Raw genomic sequence first — 22,503 nt, forward strand, 5'->3', positions numbered from 1 at the left:
TGCGGGCATGACGAAGTGGGAGTACGCGACCGTGCCACTGCTGATCCACGCGACCAAGCAGATCCTGGACAACTGGGGTCAGGACGGCTGGGAGCTGGTCACGGTCCTGCCCGGCCCCACCGGTGAGCAGCTGGTCGCGTACTTCAAGCGGCCCAAGGGGGCGTGATGTCCTGGCGCGCCAAGCTCGCCGAACTGGGCGTCGAACTGCCCCCGGTGGCACCTCCCGCGGGTTCCTACGTCCCGGCGGTGCGCACCGGCTCGCTGGTGTTCACCGCGGGCCAGATCCCGCTGGTCGACGGAGCGGTCGCGGCGACCGGCAAGGTCGGCGCCGAGGTCAGCCCCGAGGAGGCCCAGCGGCTGGCCCGGATCTGCGCCCTCAACGCCCTGGCCGCGGTCGACGACCTGGTGGGCATCGACGAGGTGGTCCGGGTGGTCAGGATCGTCGGCTTCGTCGCCTCCGCGGAGGGTTTCACCGGCCAGCCCGCGGTGGTCAACGGTGCCTCCGACCTGTTCACCGAGGTGTTCGGTGAACAGGGCAGGCACGCCCGGTCGGCGGTCGGTGTGGCCGAACTGCCGCTCGGTGTCCCGGTCGAGGTCGAACTGGTGGTGGAGGTCCGATGAGCACGGCAACCCAGACCGCCGAGTGCCACGAGCTGCTGCTGCGGCTCGCGGGCAGGCTCGGCGACCGGCAGCTTTGGCGCTGCCGCGACTGGCTCGCCTCCGGCGCGGTCGACGCGGTGGCCAGGGTGCTGCCGCTGACCCTGCTGCGCGAACGGGTGGCGATCACACCGGAGGAATCGCGCCTGGTCGGAGCGGTGCTGCTGCCCGCCGGGGCCGACGCGGAGCGGCTCAACGCCATCCCGTGGGTGGACGAAATCTCCGAAACCGACTACACCTTTTCTGCGGAGTCCACTGATCGGGTGAGCGCGGGTGACTCCGACGCGGTTGTGCTCGGGGCGATCCTCCGCGGCAGGCCCGAGGTCGTGGAGGCGCGCTCGAGCTGGCGCCACGACCGGACCTCCGGTTCCACCGCCCGGGTGGTCCTGGTCACCACGACCGGTGACGCCGCCCGCCTGACCGGGGAGCTGCAGCGGGTGCTGCGGGCCCTGGGCACCGCGGAACCGGTGGTGGAGGTGCTGCCGAGGGCCTTCGAGCCCACGGGGTACCACCGGGCGGCGTTGGCGGCCTCCGAGCCGCTGGTCGCCGAAGGACACCTGGTTCCGAGCTAGTCGCCTGGACTGATGTGGGAGGGGTTCGATCGTGACGCAGATCGCCAGTGGCAAGGGTGCCGCCTGGCCGGGGGTTGCCCTCCCGGTCCGGGTGCACGACCTGCTGCTCGGACTCGCGGGCAGGCTCGACGACGACGCGCTCGCCGACGCCAGGGAACTGCTGGCCTCGGCCGAGGTCGACCGGTCGCTCGACCTGGTCGCGGGCTGCCTGGCCGCGGGGCCGATCGCGGTCAGCCGGGCCGAGCACGACGAACTGCAGGAGCTCTTCCTCGCCGCGCACGCCGACCCGGCCGTCGTCGAGCGGCTGACCATCGCCGAGCCGGACCTGGTCACCCGGCACCGCTTCGCCACCGGCTCGGTGGCGGGCGTCAGCCCCGAGGACGGCGTCGCCGAGGCGGCCAACCGGGTCCTCGACGTGCTGCCCGACATCCGCGCGGTGTGGGCGGTCTGGCGGCTCACCCCCGCCGGACCGGCCACCGGCCCGGTGCCGCACCGGGTGGTGCTCGTCGGGGTCGGCCAGCAGGGCTCTGCGCCCGCCACGGCCTACCGGGTGGAGCACGCCCTGCGCCGCGCGGGCATCACCGCCTCGGTCGAGGTGCTGCGCGACGGCGCCGAGCCCACCGACTACCACCGGACGGCGATGCGCTACGCCAACGAGGTCGGCGCCGCCCGCACCAACGTGGTCGCCGCCCCGACAGGGTCGGAGCAGGCGCCCCGGGCGGAGCGCCGCGAACCCGAGCTGACCGCGCCGACCCTCCCGTCGCCGCCGTCGATCACCCCGCCGAAGATCTCCTCGGCGCCGGACCCGGAGCCCACCCCGTGGAGCACCGAGGAGCCCAAGGCCGAGGCGAAGTCCGCCGCGGCGGCCACGGACGAGTCGCTCAACGACCAGGAACTCGACCTGCTGCGCCAACTCCAGGAGGAACTGGCCCGCCGCGAGCAGACCGACCCGGCCCAGCCCGCCGCCTGGCAGGGCGACCTGGGCACCAGCACCCCGTTCGACTGGTCCGAGGCGAACAGCTCGACCATGGTCAACGGCATCCCGTTGCAGCCGCCGGACAACCGCTGACCCGGTACCACCCCGTCAACGACCCTCGACGACCCGCAGCACGGCGTCGAGGGTCTGTTGCACCCGCACCCCCCGGTGCACGTCGAGCGGGTGTTCGGTCCGCCCGTCGCGCACCAGGGCGGTGAAGTCGTCCAGCAGCGCCGAGTAGCACTCCGCCGCGGGCGTCGCCCGCCCCGGCAGCTCCAGGTACCCGGCGTCGCCGTAGACCGCCACGTCGGTGACGGTCGGGCGCATCGGCAGCCGCATCGAGAGGCTGGCGGTGCTGCTCGCCCCGCCCTCGTGCCGCAGCACCAGGTGCCACAGGTCGGGTTCGGTGCGGTGCGCCGACAGCACCTCGACGACCGGTCCGAGCGCCGCGTCGAGCAGGTCGAGCAGGTGCGGCCCGACGTCGGCCAGGGCGCCGCCGTCCTGCCGCCAGGCCGACTCCGAGTACGCCCCGCCCAGCAGCGCGCCGGACAGCCAGCGCGCGCTGGCACCGGCCCACGCGCCGCCCGCCCGCACCTGCTCCAGCCACGCCCTGGTCTCCGGCGCGAACCGCCGGACGAACACGACCAGTGACGCCACCCCGGCCGCGTCCACCGCGTGCGCGACCGCCTTGGCCGATTGCAGGGAGTCCGCCACCGGCTTCTCCAGCAGGACGTGCCTGCCCGCCTCGGCCGCGCGGATCGCCAGCTCGCCCTGCACCGCGGGCGGCACCGCGAATGCCACCGCGTCCACCCCGCTGATCAGCTCGTCCACGTCCCCGACCGCGGTGGCGCCCAGTGCGCCCGCCAGCTCGGCCGCCGCCTCCGGTCGCCTCGCCCACACCCCCGCCAGCTCGGTGCCGGGGTGCGCGGCGAGCCCCGGCCCGTGCACGGCCTGGGCCCATGGACCCGCCCCGACCAGTCCCACTCGCAGCACGTCGTCGCTCATGCCGGTCATCCTCCGTGACCGCTGTCCACGAGCGACACCCGGCCATGACCTGGTTCGCACCAGGGGGTGCGCGGCGGTCCGGCCGGGTTAGGGTCGAGGGGTGCCCGAACTGCCCGAGGAATTCGTCCTGCCCGCCGGTTCCGTACCGGACGAGGCACCGGACCTGCCCGCCGTGCCCAGGGACGCCGCGACCGTGATGCTGGTGCGCGACACCGACGGGCCGATCGAGGTGTTCCTGCTGCGCCGGGTCGTGGGGATGGCCTTCGCCGGGGGGATGACGGTGTTCCCCGGCGGTGGTGTGGACGAGCGGGACCTGGACGCCTCCGTGGCCTGGCACGGGCCGGACGCCGCGTGGTGGGCCGAGCGGTTCGGGTGTTCGGAGTCGCTGGCGCGGGCCCTGGTCTGCGCGGCGGTGCGGGAGACGTTCGAGGAGTCGGGGGTGCTGCTCGCGGGCCCCGACGCCGGGAGCGTCGTCTCGGACACGACGCCGTACCACGCGGCCCGGCAGGAGTTGGTGGACAAGGAGTACTCGTTCGCCTCGTTCCTGGCGGCGCACGGCCTGGTGCTGCGGGCGGACCTGTTGCGGCCGTGGGCGAACTGGGTGACCCCGGCGGAGGAACCGCGGCGGTACGACACCAGGTTCTTCCTCGCCGCGATGCCGGAGGGGCAACTCGCCGACGGCGCCACGACCGAGGCCGACGACGCCGGGTGGCAGCGGCCCGCCGAGGCGATCGAGGACTGGAAGCGCGGGGCGCGCGGGTTGATGCCGCCCACCTGGGTGGCGTTGGCCGAGCTGGATTCCTGCGCCGGTGTCGCCGCGGCGATGGCGACCCCGCGGACCGTCGAGAAGATCATCCCGAAGGTGGTCCGGGACGGCACCGCGCTGCGGGTCGTGCTCCCCGGGGACACCGGATACGGGGGCGCGGCGAACCACCTCGACGCGCGCCGGGACGACAGGCTGGAGCCCCGGTGAGCCACCCGGCGTACGGGGTCCCGCGGTCGGTCACGCCGTTCGCTTCCGTCGTGCTGGAGGACAACCCCGGACCGATGACCCTGGACGGGACCAACACCTGGCTGCTGCGGGCGCCGGGCGCCCCGGGGTGCGTCGTGGTGGACCCCGGGGAGGAGGACGTCCCCCACCTGGAGCGCGTGCTCGCCGCCGCGGGTCCGGTCGAGGCGGTCCTGATCACGCACCACCACGGGGACCACGTGGGCGGGGCGGAGTGGTTGGCGCGGCGGGCCGACGCGCCGGTGCGGGCCTTCGACCCCGCGCTGTGCCGGGGGTCGGGGCCGTTGCGGGACGGTGAGGTGCTGGCGCACGCGGGGTTGTCCCTCGAGGTGTTGCACACCCCCGGGCACACCGGGGACTCGGTGTGCTTCGCGCTGGAGCACGACGGGGTGTCGGCGGTGGTGACCGGGGACACGGTGCTGGGGCGCGGCACCACCGTGATCATCCCGCCGGACGGGAAGTTGGGCGAGTACCTGGATTCGTTGCGGGAGTTGGCCGGGCGCAGCGGGTGGGTGCTGCCGGGGCACGGGCCGGAGTTGGCGGACCTCGCCGCGGTCGCCGGGCAGTACCTGGCGCACCGGGAGGGGCGGTTGGAGCAGATCCGGGTCGCCCTGGGGGTCCTGGGTGCGGGGGCTTCGGCTCGGGAGGTGGTGGAGGTCGTCTACGCGGATGTCGACCGGGGGTTATGGCCCGCTGCTGAGCTGTCGGTGATGGCCCAGTTGGAGTACCTGCGGGGGTAGTCCCCGGGACCGTGGCTGCCCGGGTCGAGTGCTCTCGGCCCGGTGCGGGGGTGGCGGATCACTGTGGAGTTGTCAAGGAACGCGGGGAAGGGGAGTGGGGGCGGTCAGGGCTGGGGCGGACGGATGGGGACGAGGATGTACTTGATGTTCACCTCCCCCGGGTCCACGGCGGTGAGGATGGTGGCGCGCATCCCGGGCTGGATGGCCAGGTGGACCTCGCCGCCCGCGAAGGGGCGTAAGGCGTCCACGAGGTAGCGGGCCTGGTAGCTGGGGCTGGTGCGGCCGTCGTGGGTGGTGGCCTTGAGGGTTTCCTCCGCTTCGCCCGACTGCTGGTTGGCGCTGCGGAGGCGGAGGTGGGAATCGCCCACCTCCAGGTGCACCACCCCTCGGGTGTCGGCGTAGAGGGAGGTTCGGCGGACGGCGGCGAGGAGGGCGTCGGCGTCCGCTTCCACCCTGGTGTCCACCTTGGACAAGACTACGTTGCCCTCGTTGACGAAGGTGCCGTCGAGGACGGCCGTGGTCGCCGTCGAGCGGCGCCAGGACAGCGAGAACGTGTTGTGGGCCGACCGGAGGGTCACCTCGTGCTCGCCCATTACCTGTTTCCCCACCTCCGCGAGCAGGGTGGCGGGGACCAGGGCGTCGACCGGGTCGCTCTGGGCGGTCCAGGGGATGGTGGCGATGGCCATCCGGTAGCGGTCGGTCGCGCGGAGGATCAGGCGGCCGCCCTCGCTCTGCACGCGGACCCCCGTGAAGATGGGCAGGGCGTCGTCGCGAGAGGCGGTTCCGGCCACTGTGGACAATGCGGTGGCCAGGTGGGTGCCGGAGACGGTTCCGTTGGCGGTGTCCTGCCGCGGTGGGGTTCCCGGGTGCAGGTCGATGTCCAGCAGGGGGAGGGCGAAGCGGGCGCCCTCGGTGCGGATGGCGAGGCGGGAGCCCTCGACCACCAGGCGGATCTGCGGGGCGGTGAGGGCGCGTAGGGTTTCCGCCAGCGGTTTGGCCGGGACGAGTGCCCGGCCCTCCGCGTGCACGAGGGCCGGGCACTCGACCCTGGCGGAGCGTTCGCGGTCGCTCGCTTCGAGGACCACGCCTTCCGCGGTGGCGGTGATGACCACCCCGCTGAGGACGGGGTCCAGCAATTTGCCGGGGACCAGGCGGACCAGGTCGGCCGCGGCGGCGGCCAGGTGCTCTGTGGTGACGGTGAGATCCATGGCGCCGAAGGTAGCGACGGCCACCGACAAGCGCGAAAAGTTGTCCACAGGCCCCTTGTGGCCTGTCACCCGACCGGGTCAGGTCAGGGCGGGAACCCGGTCTTCCGCCTGGTCGGCGGCGTCCTGGACGGTCGAGCGGCGCAGGTAGACCACCACGGCGAACAGCAGGCCGACCACGCACGCGGCGACGTAGGCCGCCCACACCCCGACGTGCTCCACCAACTGCCCGGACACCGACTGGCCGAAGGCGAGGCCCAGGGTGACCGCGGTGATCACCCAGCCGAACGCCTCGGTGGCGCTGCTCTGCGGGGCCACCAGCTCGATCGCCGCCGAGTGGGCGGTCGCCTGCGGGGTGACGAGCATCCCCGCGACCAGCAGGACGATGCCCAGGCTGATCAGGGAGGTGGGGATGGCCAGCAGTGCCACCAGGACCGAGAAGCCCGCCAGCAGCGCGGGCAGCCGCAGGCTCATCGGGCGCGGCCACGGGCGGACGCCGTAGAACACGCCGAACGCGACCGAGCTGATCGACCACAGGCCCAGCAGCAGCCCGCCCGCCGGGGCGTTGCCGGTGGCGGTCGCGGCGGCCGGGACGGCGACCTCGACGAAGCCGATGGTGACGCCGAAGCCCATCGCGGCCAGGGCCACCGTGCGCAGGCCCGGGCTGGCGAGCGCGCCGAGCAGACCACCCCTGGCCGCGTTCGGGGCGGGGCGGACGCGGCGGATGGTCGGGGTCAGGGCGAAGCCGAAGGCGCCGACGACCATGCAGGCCGCGCCCGCGACCACGCCGGTGCCCGCCCACGGGGCGGCGATCAGCACGCCGGACAGGGCTGGGCCCAGGATGAAGAAGACCTCCATGCTGATGGCCTCGTAGGCGAGGGCGGCGTCGCGCACCGGACCGGCGGGCACCAGCCGGGTCCACATGGCCCGCGAGGCCGCGCCGATCATCGGTTCGGTGATGCCCACGCCGAAGCCGAAGGCGATGAGGACCGGGGTGGGCGCGCCGCTCTCCACCGCGAGCACCGAGGCGGTGACCACGAGGGCGAACAGGGTGGCGGTGACGAGCAGCGGCAGGGTCGGGCCGACCCGGTCCATGATCCGGCCCTGCGCCACCGAGCCGATCGCCACGCCGACCAGCGCCGCCGCCGAGACCAGGCCCGCGCTGGCGAACGAGCCGGTGGCGTCCTGGACGTAGAACAGCATGGCCAGGCCGATCATGGCCACCGGCAGGCGCCCGAGCAGGGAGGTCAGCACGGGGCCGCGGGCACCCGGGGCGGTCAGGGCAGCGCGGTAGTCGGACAGGCCGGTGGAATGGGACATGCGTACCAGTATGCACACTCTGGTACGGCCGTACCAATAATTTTCCGGTGGTCTCGGACACCGTCGGTATGTCAGGTCTCGATCCTGTAACGGTATGTCGGATTTCGGGAGGAACCGGGCAACCGAACCCGCAGAAGGTGAGTCCTTGAGGGTGAAAACCCTTGAGCGAGGGGTGGGGGTCCGTGCGACGCTTGCCCCACACGACTCCCTCCGGTGAAGAGGTTCGGGGCCTGGGCCGGAGGGCGGGGAGCGTGGGCTGTCGGGGGATGGTCCGCGCACAGCGGAGGGCCGGTGCGCCGCGTCGGGGGCGGCGCCCGGCCCTTCGTCACGTCCGGGGACGGGGAAGAGGCCGCGGTCGGTGACCGCGGCCTCTTCCCCTGCTCATGCGCTCAGCGCGCGCGTCTGGCGAGCCGCTCCGGGTCGAGGATCAGCACGCTCTTGCCCTCGAGCCGCAGCCAGCCACGGTGCGCGAAGTCGGCCAGCGCCTTGTTCACGGTCTCGCGGGAGGCGCCGACGTACTGGGCGATCTCCTCCTGCGTCAGGTCGTGGGTGACCCGCAGCAGGCCCGCCTCCTGGCTGCCGAAGCGCTGCGCGAGCTGCAGCAGCGCCTTGGCGACCCGGCCGGGCACGTCCGTGAAGATCAGGTCGGCCAGCATCCCGTTCGTCCGGCGCAGCCTCCTGGCGATCACCCGCAGCAACTGCTCGGCGATCTCCGGTCGGTTGGCGATCCACTGCCGCAGCGCCGGTCGGTCCATCGTCACCGCGCGGACCTCGGTGACCGTCGTCGCGGTCGACGTCCGCGGACCCGGGTCGAAGATCGACAGCTCGCCGAACATGTCCGACGGGCCGAAGATCCCCAGCAGGTTCTCCCTGCCGTCGGGCGACTTGCGGCCGAGCTTCACCTTGCCGGACTGGATGATGTACAGCCGGTCACCGGGCTCGCCCTCCGCGAAGATCACATGTCCACGGGGGAACTCCACCGACTCGAGTGTCTGTGCGAGCGCTTCGGCCGCGGCCGGCTCGACCCCTTGGAAGATGCCCGCACGGGCCAGGGTCTCATCCACCTCGGTCCTCCTGTTTCCACCCGGCGGCCACGAGGCTGCGCCGCCGATCACTAACAGACAGTGTAGGGGGTGACCCCAGTTCCTCTGGGAGCCGCGCCGACCGTCCGGTAACAAACCTCCGGCGCAGGTCACCGCCCCAACCGCTCGACCTTAGCGCCCTACCCCCGACCCCGGCGACCGCGCAGCTTCGCGGCCCGGCCGCCGAGCCTGCGCAGCCGGAACAACTCCAGGGCCCGGCCGATGCCGTGGCCGTAGAGCGCGCGCACCTCGTCCGGGCGGGCCTGCTCCAGGAATTCCTCCACGTCGGTCTCCTGGACGGCGACGTGGCGCAGGCGGGCCTCGACCCGCTCCATGAACAGCGCGAAGAACATGATCACCAGCGGTACCGCGAACACGAACCAGACAGCCATGGGTCGTAGATCCTCAGCTCGTCGTCCATCCGGAACCCGGGGCTCCCGGTCCGGTCAAGGGGGTGGTCGTCTCAGAAGACGTCCGGTGCACATCTCGGGTTGTCCGACGGCCCGTAGGCTATCGAGGTGCCTCCCACCACCCGACGACCGCCCCGCGCAGCAGCTCCGGTGGACGGCGGACCGGGGATCGCCCTCACCCGCCGCGCCCGCCGGATGGTGCGCGCGCTGGCCGAGGGCTACCCGGACGCCCACTGCGAACTCGACTTCACCAACCCGCTCGAGCTGGCGGTGGCGACCATCCTGTCCGCCCAGTGCACGGACAAGAAGGTCAACGAGACCACCCCTGCCCTGTTCGCGCGGTACCGCACCGCCGCCGACTACGCGGGCGCCGAGCGCACCGAACTCGAAGAGCTGATCCGGGCCACGGGCTTCTACCGGAACAAGACCAGCTCCCTGATGGGCCTCGGCGCCGCGCTCGTGGAGAAGTTCGACGGCGAGGTGCCGGGCACGCTCGACGAGCTGGTCACGCTCCCCGGCATCGGCCGCAAGACCGCCAACGTCATCCTCGGCAACGCCTTCGACGTCCCCGGCATCACCGTCGACACCCACTTCGGCAGGCTGGTCCGCCGGTGGGGGTGGACGGAAGAGGAGGACCCGGTCAAGGTCGAGCACGCGATCGGCCCGCTGATCCCGCGCAAGGACTGGACGATGGCCTCGCACTGGATCATCTTCCACGGCAGGCGGGTCTGCCACGCCCGCAAGCCCGCCTGCGGCGCCTGCTTCCTGGCCCCGGAGTGCCCGTCGTTCGGCGAGGGGCCCACCGAGCCGGACAAGGCCGCCAAGCTGGTCAAGGGCGTGGAGGCCGAGCACCTGCTGGAACTGGCCGAGCGGGTCCGCGGCGGCTACCGGCCGGGGAAGTCGACCGGGTGAGCACCCGGCTGCGGTGGGTGCTGGTCGCGGTGGTCCTGCTGGTCGCCGGGGCGGTCGCGGTGTGGCCGAGGGGCGACGACCCGGCCCCGGTGTCCGCTTCCGCACCGGACCTGACCGGACCCAGGAAGGCCGCCGACCTCGCCCCCTGCGCCGCGACCGGGCCCGGTCCGGAGGTGCTGCGGTCGGTGACCGCGACCTGCCTGGCCACCGGGGAACCGGTCGGCGCGGGCAACGCGCTCGGGGGTCGGGACGTCCTGGTGAACGTGTGGGCAACCTGGTGCCAGCCGTGCCGCGAGGAGCTGCCGGTGCTGGCCGAGTACGCGACCGCGGCGGACGCGGTCGACGTGGTCGGCCTGGCCGTGCAGAGTCCGGAGGCCGACGCGCTGTCCCTGCTGACCACGCTGGGCGTGCGCCTCCCGAACCTGTTCGACGGCGGCGGCGCGGTCGCGAAGGCGCTCAAGGTGCCCGACGCCCTGCCCGCCTCCTACCTCATCTCCGCCGACGGCGCGGTCACCTTCGTGACCCAGCCCCGGGTCTTCCGGACGGTGGAGGACGTGCGCGCCGCGGTGGCGCGCCTGCGCGAAGGGACCCGATGACGCACGGACCGCTGGTGGACCCGGCCACGCTGCCCGAGTGGATCAGACCGCTCGTCGCGGCGACCGCCGACCTGGACGCGGACCTGTGGCGCCGGTTCTCCGAGCCCACCGGCCGGGTCCGCGACGCCGCGGTCCTGATCCTGCTCGGCGAGGACCCCGAACACGGCCCCGACCTGCTGTTCCAGCTACGCGCCGACACCGGGGGCAGCCACTCCGGGCAGGTCGCCTTCCCCGGCGGTTCGGCCGAGCCCGAGGACGGCGGCCCGGTGGCGACGGCGCTGCGCGAGGCCGTCGAGGAGACCGGGCTGGACCCGTCCGGCGTGGTCCCGGTGGCGCTGCTGCCACCGCTGTTCGTACCGGTCTCCGGCTTCCACGTGACCCCGGTGCTGGGCTGGTGGCGGACGCCGAGCCCGGTCGGCCCGGTCGACCCGGCGGAGTCGCAGGCGGTGGCCAGGGTGCCGGTCGCGCACCTGGTCGACCCGGCGAACCGGTTCCGCGTCGGTCACCCGTCCGGGTTCACCGGGCCCGCGTTCGCCGCGCCGGGGATGCTGGTGTGGGGCTTCACGGCGGGGCTGCTGACCATGGTGCTGGCCACCGCGGGCTGGGAGCGGCCGTGGGACACCTCGGACGTGCGCGACCTCGACGCCGCGTGGCGCTCGGTCGGGTCCGCGGGCGCCGTCGGGTCCGCGGACGTCGGCGCGGAGGTCTGAGCGTGAACTGGGTGGACGTGCTCGTCGTCGCGCTGGCGGTGCTGGCGGCCGTCTCGGGGGCGCGGCAGGGGGTGATCACGGCGCTGCCCGCGTTCGTCGGGGTGCTGCTCGGCGCGGTCGCCGGGATCAAGGTCGCGCCGCTGGTGGTGTCCCGGATCGACTCCACGCCGACCAGGGTGGCGTTCGCGGTGGCGATCTTCGTGCTGCTGGTGGCCCTGGGTGAGACGTTCGGCGTGTGGATCGGGCGGACCATCCGCCAGAAGATCAATTCGCCGCGGCTGGCCGGGGTGGACAGCGCGCTGGGCGCGGTCGTGCAGGGCGCCGTCGTGTTCGTGGTGGCCTGGCTGATCGCGCTGCCGCTGACCTCGGTGGGCGGCCTGCCCAGCCTGGTCTCGGCGATCAACAACTCGACGATCCTGGGCGGGGTCGACACCGTGATGCCGCAGGCCGCGCGCGGCCTGCCCGACGAGCTGCGCGAACTGCTCGACGTCTCCGGCTTCCCGGCCGCGGTCGACCCGTTCAACCGCACCCCGAACAAGGAGGTCGACCCGCCGGACCCGGCGCTGCAGGCCAGCGAGGTCGTGCGGCGGGTGGAGGGCAGCGTGCTGAAGATCAACGCCCGGGCGCCGTCGTGCGAGCGGGCGCTGGAGGGCAGCGGCTTCGTGGTCTCGCCGCAGCGGGTGATGACCAACGCGCACGTCGTCGCGGGCACCGACGAGGTGACCGTGGAGTCCGGCGGCCGGTCGCTGCGGGCGCGGGTGGTGCTCTACGACCCGGAAACCGACGTCGCGGTGCTCTCGGTGCCCGGGTTGACCGCCGAACCGCTGCCGTTCGCCCCCGGCGACGCGACGAGCGGCCAGGACGGGATCGTGCTCGGCTACCCGCTCGACGGCCCGTACACCGCGGCGCCCGCCCGCATCCGGGATCGAATCCCGCTGCGCGGCCCGGACATCTACGACGCGGCCACGGTCAACCGGGACGTCTTCACGCTGCGGGCCAAGGTGCTCAGCGGCAACTCCGGTGGACCGCTGGTCGACACCAACGGGCAGGTCATCGGGGTGGTGTTCGGCGCCGCCGTGGACAACTCCGAGACCGGGTTCGCGCTGACGGCGGCCGAGGTCCGCGACGAGCTGGGCCGGGCACCGTCGCTGACCCAGCCGGTCGGCACCGGTCGCTGCGCCTCCTGAGCGGGCCCGGGGGCTCCGGGCCCGCTCCCGGTCACGGGTGGAGGCGGTTGAGGTCGCGGGGGAACAGGGTCGTCTCCCGGACGTTGCGCAGGCCGAGCAGGCGGGCCGCCCAGCGCTCCAGCCCGATGGCGAAACCACCGTGCGGTGGCATCCCGTGGGCGAAGGCGTCCAGGTAGCCCCGGTACGGCTCCGGGTCCTCCCCGCGCGCGGAGAGCGCGGTCAGGTAGTCGGAGTACCGGTGCAGCCGCTGACCTCCTGTCACCAGCTCCACGCCCCGGAAGAGCAGGTCGAAGCTGTTGGAGTACTCGGGCCGCCCGGGGTCCGGGTGGGTGTAGAAGGGCCTCTTGGCCATCGGGTAACCGGTGACGTACAGGAAGTCCGAGCCGTGGGTGCGCGAAGCCCAGTCGGACAGCCACCGCTCGTGCGCGGGCGCGAGGTCGGGTTCGCCGCGCGGGTCCTCGCCGGTGTGCCGGGCCAGCAGCTCCTGCGCCTCGGCGAAGTGGATCACCGGGATCTCCATCGGGACCTCGGGCAGCTCCACTCCCAGCAGGTCCAGCGCGTCGGCGGCCCGATCGGCCACGGCGGCCAGCATGCCCGCCACGGTGTCGCGCAGCACGGCCATGACGTCGCGGTGATCGGCGATGAACCCCAGCTCGGCGTCGAGGCTCGTGTACTGCGCCAGGTGCCGGGTGGTGTCGTGCGGCTCGGCCCGGAACACCGGTCCGACCTCGTAGACCCGCTCGAACACCCCCACCAGGGCCTGCTTGAACAGTTGCGGCGACTGGGCCAGGAAGGCCCGCCTGCCGAAGTAGTCGAGGCCGAAGACGTTCGCGCCGGACTCGGTCGCCGACCCGACGACCTTGGGGGTGTGCACCTCGGTGAAGCCCGCGCCGTCCAGCGCCGAGCGGAACCCGGCGGTGCTCGCGGAGGTCACCGCGAACCGGGCCCGCAACCTCGGGTGGCGCAGCGCGACGGCGGCGTTGTCGAGGACCACGGGCAGCGTCGCGCCGAGCGTCGGGCGGTAGAGGTCGAACGGCGGCGCGGTCGCGTGCTCGGACAGCGCCGTGACCACCGCGTCGGTGACCTCGACGCCGCCGGGGGCCTGCGGGTTGGCCGTCGCCAGCCCGTCGACCCGCACCACCGTCTCCTCCGGCGGGAGGTCGGCCGCGGCGGGCAGCACGACCTGGGCCAGCCCGGTGCGGTCGCGCAGCACCAGGAAGGACATCGATTTCAGGGCTCGTCGCCGGTGGACCCAACCGGCCACCGACACGGGGCGACCGACCCGGTCCGGCAGCTCGGCGGCCAGGGTACGAGAGATCATCACCACTCCTCGTGGACATGGGGTGATCCCTTGGGAGTGCGGGCGAGAAGGGAACTCGCGGTGCCACCGCACTTTCACCGCCGCACGGGGCGACGGCCTCACGGGCCCGGTCACGGGGGCGAACCGGCGGGGCATGGGGCTGACCACCGACTGCGGCCGCCGTTCCTCCCCGCACTCGGGAGGGTCTTCACCGGGGGTGCGGGGTCGCCTTCTCAGCGGCCGGCGGCTCTCTGGGCCCGCGTGGACCCCGGTTACTCGTCTCCGTCTACGCGTTGCGCAGCAGGGTAGGCACCGGGAGCGGCTCGGCGCTCGTCAATTTCCCGCCGTCAGTTTCCCGCCGTCAGTTTCCACGGAGGAACATCGTCAGCAGGGCGTTGGTGGTCTCCGGGTCTTCCTCGTGCGGGAAGTGCCCGGCCCCGGGGATGTCGTGGCGGATGTGCGTGCGCACCCACGGCGCGGAGGCCTCCCGGGAACGCGGCAGCACGCACGGGTCCTCGGCGCCGTAGAGCTGCTGGGAGGGGGCGTCGACGATCCGGGACAGGGCTTCGGTGAAGCGCCGCCCCTCGCTGCGCAGCTGGGAGCGGGCCGCCCAGCGGTAGTACTCCAGCGAGCAGTGGGCGGTGCCGTGCACGAGCACCGCGTCGCGGCAGCGGCTGACCGACTCGACGAAGTCCGGGGTGCGCTGCCAGCCAGGGCCCGCCCAGCGGCGGATGAGGGTCTCGACCACCGCGGCGCGGTCGCGGGTCAGCCAGCGCTCGGGGAACACCGGCACCTGCGCGCGGAACACGTGGCCCAGCGCGCGGGCCTGGTTGCGGGACCTGCGGCGCAGCGCGGTGCGGCGGATCTGCCCGCGCAGGGCCAGCGGGTGCGGGGCGGAGACCGCGCTGATGGAGCGGACGACCCGCGGGTGCAGGGCGCCGGCGGTCCAGGCGAGCAGCCCGCCCCAGCCGTGCCCGACCAGGTGCGCGCGGGTCTCCCCGAGCGCGCCGACCAGCCCGGCCACGTCGCCTGCCAGCGTCCAGGCGTCGTAGCCGCGCGGCGGTTTGTCCGAGTCACCGTAGCCGCGCAGGTCGACCGCCACGGCGCGGAACCCGGCGTCGCCCAGGGCGGTCAACTGGTGCCGCCAGGTCCACCAGAACTCGGCGAACCCGTGCAGCAGCAGGACCAGCGGACCCTCACCGGTCTCCGCGACGTGCAAGCGGATGCCGTTGGCGTAGACGTCGCGGTGCGCCCACGGCCCGTCGACGCGGACGGTCGACGGATCGGGTGCGGCCGACACGGGGCGCGTCAGTCGGAGTGCTCGCCGCGCCGCGACAGCACGGCGGCGTTGTCCCTCATGGTGTCGATCGTGCGCTTCGGCGCCCGGATCGCCTTGACCTTGCGGTAGCCGAGGAACCCGAACAGGCCCGCGAACAGCAGCATCGCGGCGAACACGATGCCGAACGCCGCCGAGCGCACCAGGCCGACGTCGGCCAGCAGCTCCGCGAGGGCGAAGAACAGGAAGAACGAGCTGTAGAGCAGGACCACCAGGGCGATGATGAAGAAGATCGACCCGCGCAGACCCTTCTTGATCTCGCCGGTGACCTCCGACTTCGCCAGCTCGACCTCGGCTCTCACCAACGTCGACAGGTGGGTGGTCGCGTCCTTGACCAACGCCCCGATGGAGTGGTCGGACGCGGCCGCCAGGGCCAGGTCGTCGGCGAGGGGGATCGAGGGGACGGGCGGCAGTCCCGAGCCGTCGCGGTCCCCGCCTGCGTTTCCGTGCGCGCTGGTCACCTGCGACATGGTGCCATGCCGACCCCCGGCTTACCGGGCGGGCGGGCTCCCGCGTGTTTCTTGTGCCGGGCGATCAACCCGGCCGGTGCGCCTTGCTCCCGCCGATCAGCAGTGCGGTGGTCACCGCCGAGACCGGCGGCGCACCGGGCGCGGGGGTACCGGGGACCTGCGGGTTCCGCCCGGCCCGGCCGACCCGCCGCGGGACCGGTGCCCGAAGATTGGCGGGTGGACACCGAACGGCCGATGGGCCTGCGGCACGCGCTGGCGCTGATGTTCCGGGTGCCGCGGCGCGGCCGCGGGTTCTGGTACAGCTTCGCGATCGACCTGATCTGGCCGCTGCTCGCGCTCTCGGCCCGGCTCCGCTTCCGCGGCACCCTGCCCCGGACCGGACCGGTGCTGCTGGCCTCGAACCACCTCTCCTACGCCGACCCGGTCACCGTGACCGCGTACGCGCTGACCCGCGGGCGCATCCCGCGCTACCTGGCCCGCGCGGACCTCTGGCAGATGCCGGTCGTCGGGAGGGTGCTCGACGGCGGTGGGCACATCCCCGTCGAGCGCGGCACGGTCCGCGCGCGGGACGCCTACCGCAACGCGGTGGACGCCGCCCGCCGCGGTGAGTGCGTGATCTTCTTCCCGGAGGCGGGCTTCTCCGACAACGCCGACAACTGGCCGTCGGAGCGGGTGAAGAACGGGGTCGCCCGGGTGGCGCTGGAGACCGGGGCACCCGTGGTGCCGGTGGTCAACTGGGGCACCCACGACCTGCTGCCGTCCACGGCGTGGTTCCCCCGGCTGTTCCCGCGCAGGACCGTCGACATCGTCGCGGGTGAGCCGGTGGACCTGTCCGACCTGACGGCCGTCGACCGCGAGACCCTCGACGAGGCCACCAAGCGGATCATGCACGCGATCACCGAACTGCTCGCCGACCTGCGCGGCGAGCAGCCCCCCGGCTAGCCCACGGTGACGCCGAAGGCCAGGCCGACGCCGTAGGTCACGGCCATCGCCAGGCAGCCCACGGTGACGTTGCGGGTGATCGCGGGCCGCTTCCTGGCGCCGCCGAGCCGCGCGGAGACGGCGCCGGTCACCACCAGGCCGAGCACCACGGCCGCGGCGCAGGCCCAGACCCGGGCGCCCACCGGGGGCAGCGTGATGGCCAGCAGCGGCAGCAGCGCGCCGATCGAGAACGACAGCAGCGACACCCACGCGGCGGTCCACGGGTTGGTCAGGTCGTCCGGGTCGATCTTCAGTTCGGCCTCGGCGTGCGCGCGCAGGGCGTCCTTCTCCGACAGCTCGTGCGCCACCTGCCGGGCGAGTTCGGGGGACAGACCCTTGTCCCGGTAGATGTCGGCGAGTTCGCGTTCCTCGGCTTCCGGCATCGTCGCCAGTTCCCGCTCCTCCTTGCGCAGGGCGGCCTTTTCCGTGTCGAGCTGGGTGCTCACCGAGACGTATTCCCCGCCCGCCATGGAAAGGGCGCCCGCGACCAGTCCGGCCAATCCGGCGAGCAGGATCGTGGTCCGGTCCGCGGTGGCCCCGGCCACGCCGACGACCAGGCCCGCGGTGGACACGATGCCGTCGTTGGCGCCGAGAACCCCGGCGCGCAGCCAGTTCAGCCTGCTGTTGAGCCCGTCGGCGTGCGGCTCGACGCCGTGTCCGGGGACCTGCTCGTCCATCTGCGTCACGGTCGAATCGTGGCACACGCGGAATGGTTCGGCTGAGTAAGTTCGACCACGTCAGGATAGGCGAAGCTGTATTAGTGGAGGCTGTCCTGAAATGCGCGCGGCCCCCGGAACGCCCGTTCCGGGGGCCGCGCGCATTCGGTCAGTCCTCGGAACTCGCGCTGCTCTTGAGGCCCGACGAGATCAGGTCCATCACGGTGCTGTCGGCCAGCGTCGTGGTGTCGCCGACCTCGCGGTTCTCGGCCACGTCGCGCAGCAACCGCCGCATGATCTTGCCGCTGCGGGTCTTCGGCAGCTCGTTGACCACCAGGATCTGCCGCGGCTTGGCGATCGGGCCGATCTCCGCCGCCACGTGGTCGCGCAGCGTCTTCGCGGTGGAGGCGTCGGCGGTCGCGCTGCCGCGCAGGATGACGAACGCCACGATGCCCTGGCCGGTGGTCGCGTCGGTGGCGCCGACGACCGCGGCCTCGGCGACCGTCGGGTGCGACACCAGCGCGGACTCCACCTCGGTGGTGGAGATGCGGTGCCCGGACACGTTCATCACGTCGTCGACCCGGCCCAGCAGCCACACGTCGCCGTCGGCGTCGTACTTCGCGCCGTCGCCCGCGAAGTAGAAGCCCTGCTCGGCGTAGCGCGACCAGTAGGTGTCGCGGAAGCGCTCCTCGTCGCCCCAGATGCCGCGCAGCATCGACGGCCACGGCTGGTCCAGCACCAGGTAGCCGCCCGAACCGTGCGGCACCTCCACGCCCGCGTCGTTGACGACCTTCGCGCTGATGCCCGGCAGCGGCCGCTGCGCCGACCCCGGCTTGGTGGCCGTGACCCCGGGCAGCGGGCTGATCATGATGGCGCCGGTCTCGGTCTGCCACCAGGTGTCGACGATCGGCGTCGACCCGGCGCCGATGGTCTCCCGGTACCAGATCCACGCCTCCGGGTTGATCGGCTCGCCCACCGACCCGAGCACGCGCAGCGACGTCAGGTCGTACCGGCCCGGGATCTCCGCGCCCCACTTCATGAACGTGCGGATGAGGGTGGGGGCGGTGTAGTAGATGGTGACCCCGTGCTGCTGGATGATCTCCCAGTGGCGGCCCTCGTGCGGGGTGTTCGGGGTGCCCTCGTAGACCACCTGCGTCGCGCCGTTGGCCAGCGGGCCGTAGACGATGTAGGTGTGCCCGGTGATCCAGCCGATGTCGGCGGTGCACCAGTAGACGTCCTGCTCCGGCTTGAGGTCGAAGACCGCGTGGTGGGTGTAGGCGGCCTGCGTCAGGTACCCGCCGGAGGTGTGCTGGATGCCCTTGGGCCTGCCGGTGGTGCCGGAGGTGTAGAGGATGAACAGCGGGTGCTCGGCGTCGAAGGCCTCCGCCTCGTGCACGTCGGACTGCCCGCCGACCAGCTCGTCCCACCACAGGTCCCGGCCCTCGGTCCACCGCACGTCGCTGCCGGTGCGGCGCACCACGACCACGTGCTCGATGGACGGGGTGTGCGCGGTCGCCTCGTCGGTGTTGTCCTTCATCGGCGCGGGCTTGCCCCGGCGGTACTGCCCGTCGGAGGTGATCAGCACCCGGGCCTGGGCGTCGTCGATGCGCGAGCGCAGCGCGGCGGAGGAGAAGCCGCCGAAGACCACCGAGTGCACCAGGCCCAGCCGCGCGCAGGCCAGCATGGCGAAGATGGCCTCGGGGAGCATCGGCATCTGGATGGCCACCCGGTCGCCCGCGACCAGCCCGAGCGAGGCCAGCGCGTTGGCGGTCCGGCAGACCTCGCGGGTGAGTTCGGCGTAGGTGATCGTGCGGGAGTCGCCCGGCTCGCCGACCCAGTGGATGGCGACGCGCTCGCCGTGGCCCGCCTCGACGTGACGGTCGGCACAGTTCACCGCGACGTTGAGCCTGCCGCCGACGAACCACTTGGCGAAGGGGGCGTTCGTCCAATCGAGTACCTGGGACCACTCGGTGTCCCAGGAAAGTCGGGACGCCTGCTCGGCCCAGAACGCCTCCCGGTCCGCGTCGGCCTCGGCGTAGGCCGATTCGCCCACGTTCGCCGCTTCCGTGAACGCCGCGCTGGGCGGGAAGACCCGGCTCTCGGTGGACAGGTTGTCCAGCGCTGGACCTTGACCGGACTGCTCGGTCATGGACGAGACCTCCTCGGTGGTATCCGGCATCGGGGGCGGGCGCGGGCCGGTCGTCGGTACCGAATCTAGTGGGATGCGGCGCGGTCCGACAGTCCACGAACGGATAGGTGTAGACCAATGCGCCCATTGTCGGACTCGTCCGATCGGCCGCCGCATGCTCCGTTCGGCTGTGCTCATCCGAATCTGCGGAAAGTAGCCTGGTGGGGACATACCGTGGTCGACTCGGGGGCACGCCGTGGACGAGGGATGTGACGATGGGTGGTGTTGACCGGGGGTCCCCCCTCGCCAGTCGCGAGTTCCGCGCGCTCTGGATCGCCGAAGCCCAGTCCGTGGCCGGGGACCAGCTCGCCAGGGTGGCCATCTCGGTGCTGGTCTACCAGCGCACCTCCTCGGCCGCCCTCACCGCCCTGACCTACGCCCTGACGTTCCTGCCCGACATCGTCGCGGGCCCGCTGCTGTCCGGGCTCGCCGACCGGTTCCCCCGGCGCGCGGTGATGGTGGCCGCCACCCTCAGCCAGGCGGTGCTCGTCGGGGTGATGGCCATCCCCGGGGCGCCCATCGCGCTGGTCGCCGCCTGCGTCGCGCTCGAAGCGGCCGCGCAGGCCCCGTTCAAGGCCGCGCAGACCGCGCAGGCCCGGGTCATCCTCGGCAACGACGACCTCGCCGCGGGCCAGGCCCGGCTGACGACGCTGCGCGAGGTGGGGCAGCTCGCCGGGCTCGCCGGGGCCGCCGCGGTGGTCGGGTTCCTCGGCACGACCCCCGCGCTGGTCATCGACGCGGTCACCTTCGTCGCCGCCGCGCTCGTGTTGCGATTCGGTCTGCTCGACCGTCCGGCCGCGCGGACTGCGGCGGTCGCCACCGGCGGACTGCTCCTTCCGGACCCCAAGCGCCGGGCGGTTGCCGCCCTGTCCCTGCTCGCCGCGCTCACCGTGATGCCGCACGGGCTGATCGTGCCGCTGGTCGACGAGCTGAACGCTCCGACGTGGACGATCGGGCTGCTCCTCGCGGCCGACCCGTTCGGCCTCGTCGTGGGCGCCTACCTGTTCTGCCGCTCGGGCAGGTCCAGGGAATCGCGCAACGCGCTGATCGTGCCGCTCGCCCTGCTGTGCCTGGGGGCACTCGTGTTCTTCGCCGCCAGACCACACCCCGTGATCGCCGCGCTACTGCTGGCGATCTCCGGACTCGGTGCGGCGTACCAGATCCTGGCCAAGTCGGCCTACGTGGAACTGCTGCCCGACGCCGTGACGGGTCGGGCGACCGGGATGGTGCGCACCGGGCTGCGGGCCGGGCAGGGGCTCAGCGTGCTCCTCGGGGGCGTGCTGACCGAGGTTTTCGACTCCGCCGCTGTCACGATCGCGCTTGCGGGCGCGATTGGCACCGTAGGCTGCGCTGTGGCGGGCTTCGTCTGGAACCGAGGGAGGTCCGGCTCGCCCAGGGAGGTGATCGCGTGATCGAGGCTCAGTACTCACGATTGCGCATTGCGGCTTCCTCCTCGGGGGTCCTGCCAATCGAAAAGTCGACGAGAGCGGTCGCTCTCGGGATGCGTCTCAGTACTCGCGGTTCCGCACGGGGATACCTCCAACTCGAATCCGGAACTCCCGGACGTGGCGGCCCGAATGCGCGCCACAAGCAGTGTCCCGTCTGTCTCAAAGGGGGACAATGCCCAGTCTGACAAGCCCTCAGCGCGGCCGCTTGTCCGGTGTCCCCCTAGCGCGACGGCTCGCTTCTCTGGATCTGGTCGCGCACACGACCCGGCTGGGCCTGGTCTGGATACTCGCCACCGAGGCCGGGATTCTCACCTGGGTGGTCCTCGGCACCGCAGCCTCGGGTGCGCCGGACTCCCTGTCGCTGCGGCTGTTCGCGCTGCTGACCGGCTTCGCCATCCTGCACATGGAGGCCACGCGCCCCGCCGAGGAACGCCGCCGGGCGGCCCACCTGGGCGGCGAGCACATCGACCACACCGGGGTCTGGACGTGCGCCGGGGCGTTCGTGCTGCCGGTCCCCCTGGTCGTCGCACTGGTGCTGATCATCCGCTTGCGACGGTATTTCATCGCCAGGAAACCACCCGGTCGATACCTGTTCACCACCTCCGCGATCACCTCGTCGGCCCTGGCGGCCCAGGCGATCGCCACCGCCACCCCGGTGCACGCCTGGATTCGCGGCGCCCCCGTACCACCCGATCGGGTCATCTCGGCGGGCCTGGCGGTGCTGGCCGCCTTCGCCGCCTACTACGCCGCGCAGACCGTCGTCATCGGCCTCGCCCGCGGCCTGCGCGGTGACTGGCAGTGGATCTCGATCCTCGGCGAGCGCAAGGAGAACGCCGACCTGCTCATCACGCTGTGCCTGGGCCTCATCGCCGCCTGGGCCGCCGGGGTCGCCTACGGGCTGCTCCTGTTCGCCCTCGCCGGTGTGGTGATCGGCTACACCAGGCACACCCAGCGCATCGAGCAACTGGAGCAGGAACGCGACCGCCTCGAGGTCGACGCCCTGCACGACCCGCTGACCGGCCTGGCGAACCAGCGCGGGTTCAACCCCGCCGCGGTGCTGGCCCTGGTCGCCGACCAGGCCCGCCGCAGGCCGACGGCGGTGATGATGTTCGACCTGGACCGCTTCAAGCAGGTCAACTCGCGCCTGGGCCACCTCGGGGCGAACGAGGTGCTCAAGGCGCTCGCCGGAGTGCTGCGGGCGAGCGTGCGCCGCGACGACCTGGTCTGCCGCTGGGGCGGTGAGGAGTTCACGGTCCTGCTGCCGAGCACCTCCCGGGTCGACGCCTGGGCGATCGCGGAGCGGATTCGGGACGCGGTGGAGAACATGACGGTGGAGCTCACCCGGGCCGCGGGCGGGCGCACGGAGGTCGAGGCGGGGTTCACGATCTCCGGGGGAATCGCGCTGTCACCCGAGCACGGAACGGACCTGGCGGCGTTGCAGGAGCACGCGGACCAAGCCCTCTCCGAGGCGAAGAACGGCGGCCGCAACCAAATTCGGATTACTCCGTCAATGCCCCTCCCCGGCCCCCGCGCCTCCCGCGAGCCGACTTTCGAGCGGCCTTGACCCCGTTTGCGCCGGGTGTTCCACCGCACCCGGACCGGCCCACCGCGACCGCCCGGTCCCGGGGTCGAGCCGCTTTCGACGGCGGCCCCGGACCGTTCTCGCCACCTGCGCCCGACCGCTGGTCGGTACTGCTCCACCCACCGCGTCCACCCGCCGACCGGGAGCCGTTTCTCCCCGTC

Annotated in this window: 23 protein-coding genes; 13 read left to right on the plus strand and 10 right to left on the minus strand. The window is 72.9% G+C overall.

Translation table 11 applies throughout. The features are described from left to right. Positions 1-7: 7 nt before the first annotated feature. The 4 genes from UO65_RS36160 to UO65_RS33675 are packed head-to-tail and all read left to right on the plus strand — an operon-like array spanning position 8 to position 2,298. Complete coding sequence (locus UO65_RS36160; protein ID WP_110079240.1) at positions 8-166, plus strand: DUF4177 domain-containing protein; 159 nt, start codon at positions 8-10, stop codon at positions 164-166. After that, positions 166-621 carry a RidA family protein gene (locus UO65_RS25445; protein WP_035287208.1) on the plus strand — a complete coding sequence of 152 codons (456 nt, stop codon included), beginning with the start codon at positions 166-168 and terminating at the stop codon, positions 619-621. The genes UO65_RS36160 and UO65_RS25445 overlap by 1 nt, the downstream gene beginning before the upstream one ends. Then, positions 618-1,229 carry a hypothetical protein gene (locus UO65_RS25450; protein ID WP_035287211.1) on the plus strand — a complete coding sequence of 204 codons (612 nt, stop codon included), beginning with the start codon at positions 618-620 and terminating at the stop codon, positions 1,227-1,229. Before UO65_RS25445 ends, UO65_RS25450 begins: the two co-directional genes overlap by 4 nt. A gap of 31 nt (positions 1,230-1,260) precedes the next feature. Beyond that, positions 1,261-2,298 carry a hypothetical protein gene (locus tag UO65_RS33675; protein ID WP_052021759.1) on the plus strand — a complete coding sequence of 346 codons (1,038 nt, stop codon included), beginning with the start codon at positions 1,261-1,263 and terminating at the stop codon, positions 2,296-2,298. A 15-nt stretch (positions 2,299-2,313) separates the two neighbouring features. Here the strand turns inward: UO65_RS33675 and UO65_RS25460 are convergent, their stop codons facing one another. After that, positions 2,314-3,210 (minus strand): Gfo/Idh/MocA family protein, encoded by an 897-nt coding sequence (locus UO65_RS25460; RefSeq protein WP_035287354.1) that lies wholly within the window; start codon positions 3,208-3,210, stop codon positions 2,314-2,316. A 109-nt stretch (positions 3,211-3,319) separates the two neighbouring features. Here UO65_RS25460 and UO65_RS25465 point away from each other — a divergent pair, with 109 nt between their 5' ends. Continuing rightward, positions 3,320-4,183: an NUDIX hydrolase gene (locus UO65_RS25465; protein ID WP_411431374.1), complete on the plus strand. Its 864-nt coding sequence runs from the start codon at positions 3,320-3,322 to the stop codon at positions 4,181-4,183. Then, positions 4,180-4,959 carry an MBL fold metallo-hydrolase gene (locus tag UO65_RS25470; RefSeq protein ID WP_035287218.1) on the plus strand — a complete coding sequence of 260 codons (780 nt, stop codon included), beginning with the start codon at positions 4,180-4,182 and terminating at the stop codon, positions 4,957-4,959. Before UO65_RS25465 ends, UO65_RS25470 begins: the two co-directional genes overlap by 4 nt. A gap of 104 nt (positions 4,960-5,063) precedes the next feature. Here UO65_RS25470 and dnaN read toward each other — a convergent pair whose 3' ends face one another. The 4 genes from dnaN to UO65_RS25490 form a co-directional block, all read right to left on the minus strand. Then, positions 5,064-6,167: a DNA polymerase III subunit beta gene (gene dnaN, locus UO65_RS25475; RefSeq protein ID WP_035287357.1), complete on the minus strand. Its 1,104-nt coding sequence runs from the start codon at positions 6,165-6,167 to the stop codon at positions 5,064-5,066. Positions 6,168-6,245: 78 nt separating this feature from the next. Further along, on the minus strand, positions 6,246-7,484 hold the full coding sequence (locus UO65_RS25480) for an MFS transporter (protein ID WP_035287221.1): 1,239 nt from the start codon (positions 7,482-7,484) through the stop codon (positions 6,246-6,248). Between the two features lie 389 nt (positions 7,485-7,873). Further along, complete coding sequence (locus tag UO65_RS25485) at positions 7,874-8,548, minus strand: Crp/Fnr family transcriptional regulator (protein ID WP_035287224.1); 675 nt, start codon at positions 8,546-8,548, stop codon at positions 7,874-7,876. A 158-nt stretch (positions 8,549-8,706) separates the two neighbouring features. Beyond that, positions 8,707-8,958: a hypothetical protein gene (locus tag UO65_RS25490; RefSeq protein ID WP_035287227.1), complete on the minus strand. Its 252-nt coding sequence runs from the start codon at positions 8,956-8,958 to the stop codon at positions 8,707-8,709. 213 nt (positions 8,959-9,171) lie between these two features. Between UO65_RS25490 and nth the strand changes: the two genes are divergently transcribed. Genes nth through UO65_RS25510 form a run of 4 tightly spaced genes read left to right on the plus strand, consistent with a single transcriptional unit; the run spans position 9,172 to position 12,381 of the window. After that, entirely contained in the window at positions 9,172-9,888 is a 717-nt protein-coding gene (gene nth, locus UO65_RS25495) for an endonuclease III (protein WP_035287360.1), read from the plus strand. After that, the gene (locus tag UO65_RS25500; protein ID WP_035287230.1) at positions 9,885-10,484 is read left to right on the plus strand and encodes a TlpA family protein disulfide reductase; all 600 of its coding nucleotides are present in this window, start codon (positions 9,885-9,887) and stop codon (positions 10,482-10,484) included. The genes nth and UO65_RS25500 overlap by 4 nt, the downstream gene beginning before the upstream one ends. Beyond that, positions 10,481-11,194, plus strand: a complete 714-nt coding sequence (locus UO65_RS25505) for an NUDIX hydrolase (RefSeq protein WP_052021761.1) — start codon at positions 10,481-10,483, stop codon at positions 11,192-11,194. The genes UO65_RS25500 and UO65_RS25505 overlap by 4 nt, the downstream gene beginning before the upstream one ends. Positions 11,195-11,196: 2 nt before the next feature. Beyond that, the gene (locus UO65_RS25510; RefSeq protein WP_035287233.1) at positions 11,197-12,381 is read left to right on the plus strand and encodes a MarP family serine protease; all 1,185 of its coding nucleotides are present in this window, start codon (positions 11,197-11,199) and stop codon (positions 12,379-12,381) included. A gap of 31 nt (positions 12,382-12,412) precedes the next feature. Here UO65_RS25510 and aspS read toward each other — a convergent pair whose 3' ends face one another. The 3 genes from aspS to UO65_RS25525 form a co-directional block, all read right to left on the minus strand. After that, the gene (aspS, locus tag UO65_RS25515) at positions 12,413-13,702 is read right to left on the minus strand and encodes an aspartate--tRNA(Asn) ligase (protein WP_035287236.1); all 1,290 of its coding nucleotides are present in this window, start codon (positions 13,700-13,702) and stop codon (positions 12,413-12,415) included. Positions 13,703-14,042: 340 nt separating this feature from the next. Continuing rightward, positions 14,043-14,981 carry an alpha/beta fold hydrolase gene (locus UO65_RS25520; RefSeq protein ID WP_035287239.1) on the minus strand — a complete coding sequence of 313 codons (939 nt, stop codon included), beginning with the start codon at positions 14,979-14,981 and terminating at the stop codon, positions 14,043-14,045. Positions 14,982-14,989: 8 nt separating this feature from the next. Beyond that, positions 14,990-15,487, minus strand: a complete 498-nt coding sequence (locus UO65_RS25525; RefSeq protein ID WP_035287242.1) for a phage holin family protein — start codon at positions 15,485-15,487, stop codon at positions 14,990-14,992. A 216-nt stretch (positions 15,488-15,703) separates the two neighbouring features. On the opposite strand from UO65_RS25525, the gene UO65_RS25530 reads away from it, so the two are divergent. Then, entirely contained in the window at positions 15,704-16,429 is a 726-nt protein-coding gene (locus tag UO65_RS25530; protein ID WP_407643133.1) for a lysophospholipid acyltransferase family protein, read from the plus strand. Here the strand turns inward: UO65_RS25530 and UO65_RS25535 are convergent. Together UO65_RS25535 and acs are read right to left on the minus strand one after the other, a co-directional pair. Continuing rightward, entirely contained in the window at positions 16,426-17,145 is a 720-nt protein-coding gene (locus UO65_RS25535; protein WP_035287367.1) for a VIT1/CCC1 transporter family protein, read from the minus strand. The two genes, UO65_RS25530 and UO65_RS25535, sit on opposite strands and share 4 nt — an antisense overlap. A 148-nt stretch (positions 17,146-17,293) precedes the next feature. Next, positions 17,294-19,273 (minus strand): acetate--CoA ligase, encoded by a 1,980-nt coding sequence (gene acs, locus UO65_RS25540; protein WP_035287245.1) that lies wholly within the window; start codon positions 19,271-19,273, stop codon positions 17,294-17,296. Positions 19,274-19,527: 254 nt separating this feature from the next. Between acs and UO65_RS25545 the strand changes: the two genes are divergently transcribed. Both UO65_RS25545 and UO65_RS25550 read left to right on the plus strand, forming a co-directional pair. Continuing rightward, complete coding sequence (locus tag UO65_RS25545) at positions 19,528-20,724, plus strand: MFS transporter (protein ID WP_035287370.1); 1,197 nt, start codon at positions 19,528-19,530, stop codon at positions 20,722-20,724. 208 nt (positions 20,725-20,932) lie between these two features. Beyond that, positions 20,933-22,324 (plus strand): GGDEF domain-containing protein, encoded by a 1,392-nt coding sequence (locus tag UO65_RS25550; RefSeq protein ID WP_084176257.1) that lies wholly within the window; start codon positions 20,933-20,935, stop codon positions 22,322-22,324. Positions 22,325-22,503: the final 179 nt, after the last annotated feature.

Origin of the sequence: Actinokineospora spheciospongiae (assembly GCF_000564855.1) — a bacterium.
In the GTDB taxonomy this organism is placed as follows: domain Bacteria; phylum Actinomycetota; class Actinomycetes; order Mycobacteriales; family Pseudonocardiaceae; genus Actinokineospora; species Actinokineospora spheciospongiae.

What these genes read in the sequence shown, in the direction of transcription:
- UO65_RS25460 (WP_035287354.1), bottom strand. Translation starts at nt 3,210, where the DNA reads ATGAGCGACGACGTGCTGCGAGTGGGACTGGTCGGGGCGGGTCCATGG.
- UO65_RS25490 (WP_035287227.1), bottom strand. Translation starts at nt 8,958, where the DNA reads ATGGCTGTCTGGTTCGTGTTCGCGGTACCGCTGGTGATCATGTTCTTC.
- UO65_RS25535 (WP_035287367.1), bottom strand. Translation starts at nt 17,145, where the DNA reads ATGGACGAGCAGGTCCCCGGACACGGCGTCGAGCCGCACGCCGACGGG.
- UO65_RS25545 (WP_035287370.1), top strand. Translation starts at nt 19,528, where the DNA reads ATGGGTGGTGTTGACCGGGGGTCCCCCCTCGCCAGTCGCGAGTTCCGC.
- aspS (WP_035287236.1), bottom strand. Translation starts at nt 13,702, where the DNA reads ATGATCTCTCGTACCCTGGCCGCCGAGCTGCCGGACCGGGTCGGTCGC.
- UO65_RS25445 (WP_035287208.1), top strand. Translation starts at nt 166, where the DNA reads ATGTCCTGGCGCGCCAAGCTCGCCGAACTGGGCGTCGAACTGCCCCCG.
- dnaN (WP_035287357.1), bottom strand. Translation starts at nt 6,167, where the DNA reads ATGGATCTCACCGTCACCACAGAGCACCTGGCCGCCGCCGCGGCCGAC.
- UO65_RS36160 (WP_110079240.1), top strand. Translation starts at nt 8, where the DNA reads ATGACGAAGTGGGAGTACGCGACCGTGCCACTGCTGATCCACGCGACC.
- UO65_RS25450 (WP_035287211.1), top strand. Translation starts at nt 618, where the DNA reads ATGAGCACGGCAACCCAGACCGCCGAGTGCCACGAGCTGCTGCTGCGG.
- acs (WP_035287245.1), bottom strand. Translation starts at nt 19,273, where the DNA reads ATGACCGAGCAGTCCGGTCAAGGTCCAGCGCTGGACAACCTGTCCACC.
- UO65_RS25550 (WP_084176257.1), top strand. Translation starts at nt 20,933, where the DNA reads ATGCCCAGTCTGACAAGCCCTCAGCGCGGCCGCTTGTCCGGTGTCCCC.
- UO65_RS25505 (WP_052021761.1), top strand. Translation starts at nt 10,481, where the DNA reads ATGACGCACGGACCGCTGGTGGACCCGGCCACGCTGCCCGAGTGGATC.
- nth (WP_035287360.1), top strand. Translation starts at nt 9,172, where the DNA reads ATGGTGCGCGCGCTGGCCGAGGGCTACCCGGACGCCCACTGCGAACTC.
- UO65_RS25480 (WP_035287221.1), bottom strand. Translation starts at nt 7,484, where the DNA reads ATGTCCCATTCCACCGGCCTGTCCGACTACCGCGCTGCCCTGACCGCC.
- UO65_RS25525 (WP_035287242.1), bottom strand. Translation starts at nt 15,487, where the DNA reads ATGTCGCAGGTGACCAGCGCGCACGGAAACGCAGGCGGGGACCGCGAC.